The following is a 14,016-nucleotide window of genomic DNA, read 5'->3' as shown; positions in this document are numbered from 1 at the left end:
ATCACTTCACTTCAGAACATTTACGAGCAGCATCCTTGCCGCTTGTTTGCTGTCTCCGTCCAACCAGACTCTGACTGTAGGGGCGGCTGGAGATGACTCCACTATGGAGACCAGGCTGGAAATCGTACCTTCTTCGTAGGTGCTGATAATCTTATTTTGATCAGACGCCAAATGCCTGATAATGATTTTGGTTGAGGCACCTACTGGAATGGTACTATTCTCTTGCCCGGGTTCTGTTGTTTCCGCTGTTTTCTTCAGCATACTATACTTAGGATTGTTATATAGGGTTATTGCGTCAGTCTGGGCAGCGGTCAAATCGCCGAACAGATCCGCCGTACTCTCATCTACGCCTGTCATGATCTGCTTGTTCTCATCTATGTATTCCATCTCCTGATCAGCAAAAGGCAGCAAGCTGCGATCCACCACCCCCGTCACAACACCTCCGCCAATGCCTGCCAGTAAAAAGAATCCAATGATCGCCGCAAGGAGCTGGTTTCCGGAAGGAGTGATCTTCAAGAGGACTTTATACAAGGCTATGCCAATCACACCTCCGGCACAGTTCAACAGAATATCATCAATATCACTGCTTCCCAGCGCAAAGATATATTGAATGATTTCAAAAGCCATACTAACCGAGAAGACAAAAGCAACCTTAAATCCCCAGGTCCTGCTCTTTCCTATATAAGCTGCGGCAAGGCCTAAGGGGATAAAGATCCCGATATTGCCCAACACATTGGTCACCATTCTATCGCTGCCGATGGATTCATCTGTGAAAAATCCGTAAATCGTGTGGAATGGGATCAAGTTCACACTTCTTAAGGCATTGTCCGCCTCAAATATGCTTGTTATAGGAATAGTTTTGAACAAAATTACCTGAACAGTAAATAATGCATACACAATAAAGAGCAAATACACTATCACCTGAAGTCCCCTGCTTTTGTCCTGCTTTGAATCCATTGCTGCATCACCCTCTCTAATTTACAATTATGATAATTATTGTATACCATATGAGCGGGAGTTCAAATGAGAGCTAAATAGAAAAAGGGCAGACTCAACGCAGAAATCCCTGCAGAGTCTGCCCTTCTTCACCTATTCTATTGTCTATAAGCGCCGGTATGTTCCATCATCCCCCGGGCAATCCATACCCCGGCGGCTCCGGCTTGAGCCAGACCGCGGGTGATGCCCGCACCATCTCCGCCGCAATACAGTCCGGAAATTTCCGTCTCCAGATTCTCCGTAAGCTTCGGACGGGCCGAATAAAATTTCGCCTCTACTCCATAGAACAGCGTATGTTCGGAGGCGATACCCGGAGTTACTTTCTCCAGGGCTTCCACCATTTCAATCAGGCTTTTCATGGTATTGTACGGCAGTACCAGTCCCAGATCGCCGGGTACCGCTTCCTTCAGCGTCGGCTCCAGGAATCCTTCCTTGATCCGTGTTTCCGTTGAACGCCGGCCACGGAGAATATCACCGTATTTCTGTACAATCACACCGCCGCTGGACAAATCGTTCGCCCGCTTGCAGATTTCCCGGGCATATTCATTGGGCTTGTCGAAGGGCTCGGTGAACGTATGCGAGACCAGCAGGGCAAAGTTGGTGTTCTTCGAACCCAGTGCAGGGTCCTTATAGGAATGTCCATTGGCCGCCATCACACCGCTGTGATTTTCCACAACAACATGTCCTGACGGATTGCTGCAGAAGGTGCGGACACGGGTGCCTACAGATGTATTGAAAATGAATTTACCCTCATAAAGATGTTCATTGATCTCCCGCATTACCACATCCGAAGTTTCGACTCTTACACCTACATCGACCTGATTATTATACATTTTCAGCCGGCGTTTTTTCAGCACCTCGGTCAACCAGGCCGAACCGTCACGGCCCGGGGCAATCATAACCTTATCCGCCTCATGGCTTTCCCCGTTTTTCAGCGTAATGCCTGTAATGCGGTGCGTTCCATTGTCTTTTACGGTAACTATATCCTGAACCTCTGTCTTGAACAGCATTTCAATACGTGTTTTCAAATATTCATATATGGATTTAAGGATTTCCAGGTTTTGCTCTGTTCCCAGATGGCGCACCTGCGCCCGCAGCAGCTTCAGTCCGGCAGCATATCCCCGTTGCTCAATATTGCGGATGCTCTCGGTTGTCGGATCGGTAATGACCGGTGTTGCGCCATGCTCCAGGTTAATACTGTCTACATATTCGATCAGCTCCAGCACTTTGGAGGGTGCCAAATAATCGGTCATCCAGCCGCCGAACTCCGTCGTGATGTTAAATTTGCCGTCACTGTAGGCCCCTGCTCCCCCGAAACCGGCAGTAATTGAACAGGCAGGCAGACAGCCGGCGAATTCCTTGCGCCCCGAAGCGGGCGGACAGAGCTTGATCTTCTCCTCAAGGATCGGGCAATTGCGGCGGTAAATATCATGACCCTTGTCCACAAGCAGCACCTTCAAAGCAGGCGCCTTTCGTGTCAATTCATAGCAGGCGAATATTCCGGCCGGACCCGCACCAACGACAATCACATCATATTTACTCATCTGTTTCTCTGTTCCTCCTAGGGAGAAACGGCATCGCCGTACTCATGCAGGCCATTGTCCGTTTCTGCGAAAATAGATAGTTTATTAACCACAACACAAAAATCCCGGATACTTCATAGGTATGCAAAATGCACCCTATTCGTAGCCAGGAATTTACGGTCCCCTGTAGAAACCCCCAAACCTTATCTTTGAGGATATACGAACAGCTTAACTTTATTATATGAGCCAATAGAAATTCTACAGATTATTCACGAATGTGTCAAGGACAAAACCAGACAATAATTCGTCTTTAGATCTTAATGAGAGAATTTTTAGCTATAACTCCTTAAGCTCATTCACTTAAATACGAACATTATTAGATAAATATCAGTGGAAGGAAACCTGAGGTTTTTGTCGAATATATAGTTATATTGTCACTGGAAAAAGACTTTTCCAAGACTATTCCTACGCGAAAATATAAGCGAGCCCGCGGACTATATTGTCCCGGGCTCGCTTTGCTGTGCAGCCATCTCTATTTCTATTTCAATAATGAGGCTCAAGCAGTTCCCATACTCCGCGCTCCGGAACCGGTCTGCTGATTAAATAACCCTGTACCTTATCGCAGTCGAATTGCTTAAGGAATTCCAGCTGTCTGGCATCCTCTACTCCCTCAGCCACCACATCAAGACCCATTTTGTGGCCGAGAACGATGATCGTCTGAACAAAGGATTGGCTGTAGGCCTTATCCTCCAGAGAATCTATAAAGATTTTATCCATCTTCAGTGTGGAAATCGGCAGCTGCTGCAAATAACTCAAAGAAGAGTACCCTGTTCCGAAATCATCCAGGGCGATGCGGATCCCGCGCGACTTGAGGAATCCCAGCTTGCTGACGGTGCTTTCGAAGGATTCCATAAAGATGGATTCCGTGATTTCGAGTTCCAGGCAGCTGGGCTCAAGTCCGCTTTCCGCCAGGCTGTCCAGCACCATTTCCACGAAATCATCCTGCAGCAGCTGAATGATCGAAATGTTGACGGATATTTTATATGGAATTCCGGTGCGGTCATGTACGCTTTTCATGAACCTGCTGGCTTCCCTAAGAACCCATTCTCCGATATATATAATCAGCCTCGAATCCTCGGCAATCTTGATAAATGACAGCGGTGATACAAAACCAAGCACAGGACTGTTCCAACGAATTAAGGCCTCAAAGCCGGAAATCATCCCGGTCCCGATCTCCACCTGCGGCTGATAATGCAGCTCAAATTCATTGTTGTTCATCGCACTTCGCAGATGCTTCTCAATGTTCATCCGTTCATTAAACGGGGTATGCATGGACTTATCATAGACTACATACGTGCTTTTACCCTCTTCTTTGGCCCGGTACATCGCCACATCGGCATTCTTCAGAATCTCCTCTGTGGTCTCCCCGTCTTCCGGATAGAAGGAGATCCCGATGCTGGCAGAGACATACAGATTGCTTTCCCCGATAAGGAAAGACCTGCGGAATGACCGCATGATGTCCTCCGCCAAATTCAGCACGGCTTCACGGTCATCCGTATCCTTGAGGAAGATTACAAATTCATCTCCGCCGAGTCTGGAGAGCATGGCTCTTTCATCCACAAGCGACTGCAGCCGTTCACTGGCTTTGCGGATGAGAATATCACCCGATTTATGACCCAGCGTGTCATTGATGTATTTGAAATTGTCGGTATCCACAAACAAGAGTGCCGCTTTGCCGCCAGGCCGTTGGAAGTAATTCTCCATCGTCTCCAGCAGGCTGAGGCGGTTGGGCAGATTACTGAGTGAGTCCACATGAGCCAAACGGTGCATATTCTTCTGATTTTCGACCAGCATATCATATTGTCCTACCAGTTCCTGCTGTGTTGCCGTAAGCTGCTCATACGTCGCCTCCAGCTCCTGATAGCTGTTATTCAGCTTGAACTCAGCTTGCTTGCGTTTGCTGATGTCAATCAGGGAACCCAGGAACAGCACAATCCTGTCCTTTGGATCGACAATCGACTTGCCGCGCACCTCAAACCATATATAGTTGTCATCTTTGGTTCGCATGCGGTATTCAGTCTCATATATCGGGGTCAACCCGGACAGATGCTCTTCTCTCGCCTTCCGCGCAGTCTCCTGGTCATCGGGATGAATGATACTGAGCACCCCGCCGTCAAACGAGTTGATTTCTTCTTCATTGTAGCCCATCACTTCATACCAGCGGTCAGAAAGCTTATAGACCCCTGTCTCCCAATCCAGCTCCCACATATAAGCACCGGAGCTTTCTGAGGCCAGGCGGAACCGGCGTTCACTGACCCCCAGCTTGTTAAGCTGTTCCTGCAGCTCCACCTCTGCCGCCGCCAGCTCCTCATAGGTCGACTCCAGCTCCTCGTAGCTGAGCTGAAGCTTAAGCTCACTCTCCTTGCGCTCATCAATATCCAGTCCAACCAGTACGAAGATGTCTTCAGCCTGCTCATCCATCCCCTTAATCAGAGTAGTCCGGATGGAGAAATAGCGGGCATCCGGCACATGATCGGGAAGCCGCAGTTCAACGTTGCCTGCGTAGTCCTTGTACACCGCTTTGATAAGGAGATCTCTGAGCAAGGCTGTGCTGCCTTCCAGACCGGAAATATCATCGAGGCTTTTTCCGAGCATGTCCTGCTCCTTCAGCCCTGTCATCTTTTCCGCATACTGATTGAAACGCACGATCCTCTTATCACCCTGCACCGCCCAGACAATCATCCCGGTATGCTCAATAACATCCTCAAAAAATTCCTGCTCGGAGTGGATAGTCCGGCGTAAACGCCTGATGTAAACCCTTATTAGAACAATACCAAAAAGCAGCACACAGAAGCCCATGACGATGCCTGAAATGATCCTCCCATTGGTTAAGGATTGATAATCATCCGAATGAGCGAAAAAATATTGCTGGTACAGCTCCTCAAAAGCACCGGACCGCTGCAGCCGTTCCAGCCGTGCATTAACGTAGGAGACCAGCTCCGGTGCTGATTTGCTGATACCATAAGCGATATCCTCAGGGTATAAATTACTCATTTTGCGAATAATTGCACCGGTTAATCCACGCTCAACAATCAAATAATCGACAACACCCTGGTTCTCGAACAAGAGATCAATCTCGCCTTTCTGCAGAGCCTCCAGCGCTTCTGGTACTGTTGCATATTCTATGTAATGTGAGACTCCTGCTTTGCCGTGCAGCACCATCTCGGAGTACTGACCCTTGCCAACTCCTACCTTATAGTTCTCCAAGGTGCTTAGCTTCACTACTTCTTTCAGCGCCTGACGCGAATAGACAGAGATATAGCTTTTGAACACAGGCTTAGAGAACAATGCCTGCTTCTTTCTCTCCTCCGTAACGGCCATAAGTCCGGTGGTATCAATCTCTCCGTCAATTAGCCGTTTATACGTTTCCTCCCATTCGCCGGTGCTGTACTGAATCAGATAATCCTGCTTCTCAAAAATCATGCTTGTCAGGTCAATATCAAAGCCGGTCAGATATCCGTTCTGTATGTATTTATAAGGCGGATAACCCAGCTCTGTCTGATATCTTATCTCTTGTCTTTCAGCGTGAGCGGCAGCAGGGGGTGCAATCATGAGCACAATGCTAATTAGAAGGATGAGTTTACACCGCTTCATCGCAATTCTCCTTTTTCCAATAAAAATCGGGCTAAGAGCAGTTATAAGAAGCTGTATTCGACAAAAAATGGTATGGTTCCTGCAAGTTACCCGACCTATTGTGATAAATTGTGCAAATATGCCAGTTCACTGCCCCGCCTGAGCAAAGTGCTAAACTGTCCATTGCAAAAACAGTTCATCTTTTTAATTTTTTATATTGCTTTTTTAGCTTAAAATGTGGATAATAGCAATAACGGTTGATAATGATTATCATTATTAAATAAACGAATACATTCAATTCACTATATGGAGTTAAAAGGAGACTGAACACCCATGAACTCAGCCAATACCCGGACCGCTCTGCAGGTTGACGACTATCTGGATCTGCTCAATCTTGCTGTTAAAGTTGGAGATTTGAAATGGCAAAAAGAAATTAAATCCAGATTACAATATATTCTCTGCCTGCAAGTCAGATAATGATCGTGCAGAATGCCGCATTCCCGGATTACGGGGTGCGGCTTTTTTTAATGCCATTTTAGAAAAAAACATTTGATACAAGCTGCAAAAGGGCCATTAATTGCTTAAAAGTGCATCTGCAAAGCTTAGGATGTTTAATGATATAGTATAATAATCAGCATAATATACTGAACAATAGTCCTATAGATCGGAGCGTGCCAGTTTGAAAAAATATATTTCCTTGTTCCTGATCATCAGCCTGCTATGGATGCCAAGTATCTATGCGGCAGCGATTCCCGCTCAGCAGGGACTGGTTACCGATGAAGCCGGCCTGCTCTCGACGCAGGAGGCGGCAACTGTTGCCCAAGCTGCAGCGGGAGACAGCTACACCTTCCATGTGTTAACCGTAGATTCTCTGGACGGGGCAGCATCAGGCGATTATGCAGATGAGGTATTCACCGCCTGGAAGCTGACCACCCGGGATATTCTCCTGCTGATCTCCGCCGGAGACCGGCAGGTCGAAATGATTTTCGATAATCCGGGACTGCAAAGCGCTCTGGACCGCTGGTCGCAAAGCGAAGGAGGGGCCACAGGAACCTCCGCCATCATCGGCATGATCGACTCTTATTTCATTCCTTCTGCTGGTAACGGTGACTTTGCAGGGGCGATCATCACATTAATGGAGGAGCTGCGCTCAATCAGCGGTCCGCAGAATTCCGGTAGCGGAAGTGCTGCCGGATCTTCCGACAGCGCCACTTCAAGTGATACTGGCGGAACCACCGGCGGCTCCGCAGGGACAAGCGGAAGCCAAAGCGGCAATAGCGGGAGCCAATCGCCAGGCAGCCAAGACAGTGCTTACCCAGGCGGTTCTGACAATGCGGGCAACTCTGCTGCTGCCGGGGACCACTCCACGCTCCCCTCGCCAGTCATCGCCGCCATTGTCATTGGAGCCATTACCGTTGGACTTATTCTGTTCGTACTGATTACGGGACTGCGCCGGCGCAAGCAGCTTAACCGCCAGCAGGAGCAATTAGCCGATTTGCTGGTACGGGCGAACCGTGCACTGGAGTCACTGCAGCCGTTTCAGGGCATCGTTCAAGGCAAAACCGGGGAAATGGTCGAGGGGATTTCCAAACGGCTGTCTGCACAGCTCGTGGAAATTTCCGCGCTGCAAAATGCGGAACAAGCTGCACAGCTTTCTTTTTACCGTCTTAACGCACTCAAGTCGGCCATCGCACAGCTTCAGCAGACTGAGGCCTCCTACCGCTCGTCACTTGAAGAGGAAGAGAAGAATATCACTGTGATCAGCGATGCCGACCGCAACGTCAAACAGCATATTACAGAACTAAAGAAGGATGCTCCCGAACTTGAGGAGCAGTTGCAAAGCGCCGTCAAGGAGACTGGGTATGAGCTTCAGGAGATTGCCGAGGACCTCAAAGAACTGGCAGAGGAGACGGCCAAGGCAGATCAACTTGAGCTCTTTGATCCCATTGCCGCTCAGGATATTACTGAGGATGCTCAGGAGCGCCAGGAGAGTATTGAACGCGATTTGCGCGATGTCGACATCTTCGATGAGAAGGTGAAGCAATTCCCCGCTGAGCTGGCCGCAGCCCGGAACAAAATTGCCGGCCTGATCGAACAAAACAGTCTGCACAATATGAAGGTCAAGCCTTACGACAATCTGGAACAGGCCCGGGCCGCGGCGGCATCGCTTGAAGCGCCTCTGCGCAGCGGCGACATGGATGAGGTGCGCAAAATTGCCGCAAGCATGGATGCGCTGATCACTGAGGCCTTCTCCATGACCGAGCGTCAGGCCCTGGTCCGCCAGAACAATCTTAGAGATCTGGAGACGATACGCAGCAACTGGAGCAGTCTCTCCCAGCGGCGCAACGCATTGCAGAGCCAAATTGCTGCAGCAGGAACCCGTTTTGCTGAGCATCATACCAGCAGTCTTCAAGATATGCTTGAGGAATCAGGGGCACGCTTGCGGCAAGGTGCAGGAGAGGTGCCGCAGATCGAGACCTGGACCAGTGATGCGCGCGGTGAATATGACAACGCACGCAGCGGCCTGGACCGGCTGCTCACACTGCAGGAAGAAACCTCGCGGGGGTTTGACCGTATCACGCAGTGCCTGGAAGAACTCGATGAACGGCTCAATACTGTGAATCAGCTCTTTCAGGAAGGTGAAGGACGTGTAGATAGAGCGCAGGAGCTTCTGCGGAGCAGAGGGCTGTCCTCCAGAAACCGCTTCGAGCTCACCTCACTGCCTGAATACATGGAGCTGGAACAGCGGCTTGTTTCCCAGCCCTACGACCTTTATGAGCTCGAGACTCTTGCCCATGCCTATGTTTCGCGGATCACTTCCTATGTTGAAAGTGTAACCCAGCTTGTACGCCAGAAGGATGCCGAGGAGCGCGCGGCGCAGTTAGCCAGGATGCGCGAACAGCAGCGGAGAGAACAAGCCCGCAAGCGTATGTCCTCCGGCCCGCCTTCCTCGGGCAGAGGCGGCGGAAGTCGCCCGTCAGGCGGATCTTCTTCGGGCGGAGGCAGCCGTTCCTCCGGCGGCTCTTCCTCGGGCGGCGGCAGCCGTTCTTCCGGTGGTTCCTCCTGGGGCAGCAGCAGCCGCTCCTCCGGCGGCTCCTCCTGGGGCGGCGGCAAGTCGGGTGGAAGATCTTCCGGCGGCTCCAAATGGTAAGGAACACCCGGTAGGGAGGCTCCTTCTCTGGGACAGCAGACAGCTCCAGCTTGCCGGCTGTCCTCCAAAATCAAGCGCCCTCCAGCCAATATTCTGGCTGGAGGGCGCTTTGTTATCACTTCTATCACTTCTGCTACTGCTTCTGCATTTCTGCAATAAAATCGCCGAATGCCAAAGAAAGTCTGCGGTCTTTACGATAAATCAGCTGAATGTAAAAGCCCTCTTGCTCCCCGGTCAAAGACATCCCCCGCAGCGAGCCGCTCCGAAGTTCCTCCTCCACAGCATAATGGGGCAGAAAAGCCGTCCCCCACCGGTGCCTCACCGCCTGCTTGATTCCCTCCAGATTTCCGAACTCCATGTCAATTCTGGGAATCACTCCAGACTGCCTCAGCTCATGCAGCAGCAGCCTCCGGTAGGTACAAGTGTCTTCCGTTAATACAAGTGGTTCCCCTTCCAGGGCCAACGGGGTGACTTCCTGCCTCTTCGCCAAGGGATGTTCCGGGTGAGTAATCACGAACAACTGCTCCTTCCGAAGTTGCAGCGAGATGAGCTCCTCAGAATCAAAAGGAACATCAAAGATCAGTCCGAAATCGACCGATTTATCCATGACGTCTGCAATAATCCGTTCCTCAGAGCCGGGTTGCACACGAAGCTGCATGCCGGGATAACGCTCTCTGTAACGATACAGCCGATGCGGCAGATAATAGGCCGCCAGTGTCTCAATTGCACCGATGGTCATCACGCCCTTATCCCCACCGGAAACCGCCCCTTTCGCCTCTTCACTCAGCGCAAGCATCTGCCGGGCATACGGAATCAGACTGTGTCCCGCAAAGGTGGGAATCATCCCTCTGCCCGAGCGTTCCAAGAGGACCGCACCATAGAGCTCTTCAAGCTTGGCGATCTGGGCAGTTACGCTGGGTTGGGCATAGCCCAGCTTCTCTGCCGCCCGAGTATAGCTTCCGCAGGACACCACCTCGCAAAAGGTACGCAAATAGGTTAATTCCATCCCTTATCTCCTGAACTATTAATAATTTCGATATTTATCATTAAATACTATAGATAACTACAATTATAATCGCGTTATATAATAAATCCAATCCCAGCGATCTAAAGGAGATGCCGCCTATGAATAGAAAACCCAAATCACAAATCCTGGCTGCTCCAGTAGCGACACCAGCGGAAGCCGTTCACTATTTCACAGCCAAAGCTTCCTTTGAAACTGATGTTGCAGATGTCGCCTTTGATCTTCGTGAGGGGATATCCGGCTTCAAGCTGATAGATGTCCGCGATACCCGCTCCTACGAGGAGGCCCATCTGCCCGGTGCCCTTTCATGGCCTTCCGGCAAAGATCCTGCAGTATCTTCCGGCGAAGTGCTGGTGCTCTACTGCTGGGGCCCTGCCTGTAATGGTGCCAGCAAAGCGGCAGCAAGACTGGCCGCCCAGGGCTATCAGGTGAAGGAGATGCTGGGAGGCATCGAGTATTGGCGTAAGGAAGGCGGGCCGCTGGAAGGCACACTCCGTGAAGAAGCGCCTCTTTACTGGACAATGCCGCCCATGTAAGCAGCAGTTTATACGAAAGAGACTCCGCTTCCGGCAGGAAGCGGAGTCTCTTTCGTTTGGATGCAAGCCTGTTTACGCTTGAATACTCTTTTATAGCTTAATGCTTATCATCGTGCTCCTCGTCCAGAAACGGCTTGTTCACATAGTAATACATTACACCCATCAATACACCGCCGCCAATCAGATTCCCGATGGTGACAGGCACCAGATTGTGCACCACACCGCCCCAAGATATCGTACCGGGATGATCCAGCACCAGTGCAATCGCAAAGGTACACATATTGGCTATACTGTGTTCATATCCGGAAATAAAGAAGCAGAATACGAACAGGACCATGGCGAACATTTTGGCCCCGTCGCTTTTCATTGACATCGGAACAAAAAACGCCAGACAGACCAGCCAGTTACACAGGATGGCTCTGAAGAACAGCTCAGACGCCGGAGCCTCCATCTTATGGGCGACCACATTCAGCAGAAAACCGTTGACGCTGGAATCGTAGAACAGTCCGGTCAAAAAAATCAGCAGCGCAAAGGCCGCAGCTCCAAGAATATTGCCAAGATAGCTGACGGTCCACATCCGCACAACTTCGGTCCACTGCATCTTGCGTCTTAAGGCAGCATACGTGTAATAAAATGTATCCCCGGTGAACAAATCGCCTCCGCCGTAGGAGATCAGGATGATGGCCGCGCCAAACGTAATCGCAGCCATCGGATAGGTCATCGGTGACTGCTCCATGTAGAAGAAGTTGCCCGTCTTGAACGCTACAATTACGCCGAATCCGATAAACATACTAGCCAGCATTGCTCTGGCGATATAACGCAATATGCTTTGCCGATAAATCTTCTGTTTCTTCAGTGCCAATTTCTCAACCTGCAGCAGTGCCTCGTTCTCCATATGACCTCCGCTTAATACTTGTATTTTCCGCGATGATGGCAGGCTGATACAGCCTCCTGGGGTATTATACCCAATAAACCGCTGGAAATTGCTTGAATCACAGAGCGTCAATATATTACAAATTTTCTTTAGTGAGAATCCGTTGCCGCAGTGCTAGCTGCCGTCATCCGGATCATTCAGCTTGGCAATGGCTTCTGCCTTTTCGCTGCTGGCTACGACAATAAGCACAAATATCAGGCATCCCAGAATCATCCGCAGTTCCTCACTTCCTCCATATGTTGCCTTAGTGACAACTTATGTAGGGGAGTGCTCTATTATGAATGCTCCTTAAGCTGCTAATACCCGAGGCTGAACCGCTATGCGCACAAAAAAGCCCGCTGAACCATCCAGCAGGCTAGAACAAAATAGCTATTTATCTATATTCGGACAAGGTGTCAGTTCAAGAAGCTGCTCAGCTCGCTGTCGCTGCCGGCTTGCTTCAGCGCTTGCGGCTGCGAGGCTTCGTTCAGCCCGAGACGGTTGTTCAACTGCGTGTTGATTGTCGTCATTTTGGACGTATAATCCTGGCAGCTTTCGATAATCCGGCGGTTGGACTGCTCGGAGGTATCCAAGGCACTGAGCAGATCGCCGATGGCCTGATTCACTGCCTCCAGCGACATGGAAGGCTTGGACAGCAGCTCTGTCGTCTTCTCAGTCGTGGTGCGCAGCAGACGCGCATTCTCCTTGAACTGGTCCTCAATCGTCTTGTTCGTCGCTTCCACGGCGGAAATGACATTTTCCTGATCGGCCAGGGACATTGCAATCATCGCGGATACAGTGATCAGATTTGACGTCTTGTCAATCGCATTGTTGACCGAATCAATCAGCTTATCATTGTTGTCATTGATGATATCCGTAGCAGCAATAGCCTGATTATAGAGCAGGATCATCTCGGTCATGGACTGGATCCGCACCATGACCTTGCGCAGCCCCCGCTCCAGATAAGCCTTGCGGAATTCATTCTCCGGTTTGGCGATTTCCACCTCGAACAGCTCCTTCAGCTTGTTGCCAAAGGCAATCTTGGTCTGCAGGTTGTAGATTTCGTCCATGGAGGTGCGTTTCAGCTGCCGCATGTTGACAATGCTCTCTTCAAGCGTATCACGTCCGTCCCGCAGGCCGGTCACGATGGCATCGATATTGGTGCGTACGGACTGATATTTGTAGACATAATTCTTGAGCGGACTCTTGCGCAGCATTTTGCCGAAAAAGCTGACATTTTTGCTCTGCTGCAGATTCTCGCATTCATTGCGCAGCTTCATAATCATATTCGGCACTTCGACGCGTTTGCCGGACATCAGATCATTGACCGGCCGATCCAGCAGTTTCAGGGTTTGTCCCGCTTTTTCCTGCGTCTTCACCCCAAGCTTGCCGATGTCATCCATTAAGGAATCCAGTGCAACGGTATCGGTCTTGGCTACCTTCTCAATTAATTGGGAAGCTTCTGCAACTACCTTCTGCTCATCTTCTTTTTTGAGCTCTATCAACTGCGTGGACATGGGTTTCCCTCCTATAATTCGGAACTGCTGTACCGCTGATGAATCAGTTCCGCCTTGGTCTGAAGTTCCATCAGGTCTTTATGCTCGATCGTAGAGGCGATCTCCGTAATTTTGGAATCGACATCCCGCAGACCGTTCAGCAGCATTCTCCGATTTTTTGTTTTGGCCTCACCGCCCAGCCGCAGGAAAGGATTGATGACCCCGTTCAGGTCCTTCAGCACCAATCTGCGGACCGTGTGGTTGATCTCACCGTTGCCCAGCTCCTGAAGCAGCGGAATGACCCGCTGGAGCCTGGCGATCAGTGCCAGTGATTTCTCAACAATTTCATTGTCGAGCGTATCCTTCTGGCCTTCCGAAATAATCATATCCTCCAGAATGCCGAGATACTCCACCACCGGGGCGAATTCCGCTCCGATCCTGATCTCAGTATGTCCTCTGCCGGACAAGGAATGTGGTGCACCGGTTTCCGATCCTGCGGGTGCAGCCCGGATCACTTCAGGACTGCCCGCAGCAGAAGCCGGGGCGATCGCTGCCGGCTCCTGCCCGGCCGGGAGTACCTCCGCCGGCAGGTTAGTTCGTGTGCGCTTGCCTCCAAGCAGCCCGATGGCAGCTCCGGCAACCGGGAACAGCAGAGAGAGCAGCTCCGGCAGGAAAGCGCTCGTCAGCAGAGCCACAACATAGCCGGCTCCTGCATACAACAATACTTTTGATTTCGAATAAATT

Annotated in this window: 10 protein-coding genes and 1 riboswitch; of the genes, 3 read left to right on the top strand and 7 right to left on the bottom strand. The window is 50.5% G+C overall.

What is annotated here, in order from left to right:
• Nucleotides 1–6: 6 nt before the first annotated feature.
• The 3 genes from H70357_RS01785 to H70357_RS34055 all read right to left on the bottom strand — a co-directional run bounded on the left by H70357_RS01785 (nt 7) and on the right by H70357_RS34055 (nt 6,173).
• Nucleotides 7–957, bottom strand: coding sequence for a VanZ family protein (locus tag H70357_RS01785; RefSeq protein WP_038585083.1), 951 nt, complete (start codon nt 955–957; stop codon nt 7–9).
• Nucleotides 958–1,094: 137 nt separating this feature from the next.
• Nucleotides 1,095–2,540 (bottom strand): NAD(P)/FAD-dependent oxidoreductase, encoded by a 1,446-nt coding sequence (locus H70357_RS01780; RefSeq protein ID WP_038585080.1) that lies wholly within the window; start codon nt 2,538–2,540, stop codon nt 1,095–1,097.
• A gap of 122 nt (nt 2,541–2,662) precedes the next feature.
• Nucleotides 2,663–2,762: riboswitch (purine riboswitch) on the bottom strand.
• Between the two features lie 300 nt (nt 2,763–3,062).
• On the bottom strand, nt 3,063–6,173 hold the full coding sequence (locus tag H70357_RS34055; protein ID WP_052091756.1) for an EAL domain-containing protein: 3,111 nt from the start codon (nt 6,171–6,173) through the stop codon (nt 3,063–3,065).
• A 312-nt stretch (nt 6,174–6,485) separates the two neighbouring features.
• On the opposite strand from H70357_RS34055, the gene H70357_RS36215 reads away from it, so the two are divergent.
• Both H70357_RS36215 and H70357_RS01770 read left to right on the top strand, forming a co-directional pair.
• Nucleotides 6,486–6,629 carry a hypothetical protein gene (locus H70357_RS36215; RefSeq protein ID WP_197073643.1) on the top strand — a complete coding sequence of 48 codons (144 nt, stop codon included), beginning with the start codon at nt 6,486–6,488 and terminating at the stop codon, nt 6,627–6,629.
• A gap of 202 nt (nt 6,630–6,831) precedes the next feature.
• A complete protein-coding gene (locus H70357_RS01770; RefSeq protein WP_038585077.1) occupies nt 6,832–9,303 on the top strand; it encodes a TPM domain-containing protein in 2,472 nt (823 codons plus the stop codon).
• A gap of 133 nt (nt 9,304–9,436) precedes the next feature.
• On the opposite strand, the gene H70357_RS01765 is transcribed toward H70357_RS01770, so the two are convergent.
• Entirely contained in the window at nt 9,437–10,309 is an 873-nt protein-coding gene (locus H70357_RS01765) for a LysR family transcriptional regulator (RefSeq protein WP_038585074.1), read from the bottom strand.
• A 119-nt stretch (nt 10,310–10,428) separates the two neighbouring features.
• On the opposite strand from H70357_RS01765, the gene H70357_RS01760 reads away from it, so the two are divergent.
• On the top strand, nt 10,429–10,863 hold the full coding sequence (locus tag H70357_RS01760; protein ID WP_038585072.1) for a rhodanese-like domain-containing protein: 435 nt from the start codon (nt 10,429–10,431) through the stop codon (nt 10,861–10,863).
• A gap of 97 nt (nt 10,864–10,960) precedes the next feature.
• Here the strand turns inward: H70357_RS01760 and H70357_RS01755 are convergent, their stop codons facing one another.
• The 3 genes from H70357_RS01755 to H70357_RS01745 all read right to left on the bottom strand — a co-directional run bounded on the left by H70357_RS01755 (nt 10,961) and on the right by H70357_RS01745 (nt 14,015).
• Entirely contained in the window at nt 10,961–11,758 is a 798-nt protein-coding gene (locus H70357_RS01755; RefSeq protein WP_038585070.1) for a formate/nitrite transporter family protein, read from the bottom strand.
• 434 nt (nt 11,759–12,192) lie between these two features.
• Nucleotides 12,193–13,293, bottom strand: a complete 1,101-nt coding sequence (locus H70357_RS01750; RefSeq protein ID WP_038585067.1) for a toxic anion resistance protein — start codon at nt 13,291–13,293, stop codon at nt 12,193–12,195.
• Between the two features lie 11 nt (nt 13,294–13,304).
• Entirely contained in the window at nt 13,305–14,015 is a 711-nt protein-coding gene (locus H70357_RS01745; RefSeq protein WP_052092413.1) for a hypothetical protein, read from the bottom strand.
• Nucleotide 14,016 lies beyond the last annotated feature (1 nt).

The sequence above is a fragment of the Paenibacillus sp. FSL H7-0357 genome (assembly GCF_000758525.1).
Lineage (GTDB): Bacteria > Bacillota > Bacilli > Paenibacillales > Paenibacillaceae > Paenibacillus_AQ.
The sequence above is the reverse complement of the archived record's forward strand: the minus strand, read 5'-3'. Positions and strand labels throughout refer to the sequence as shown.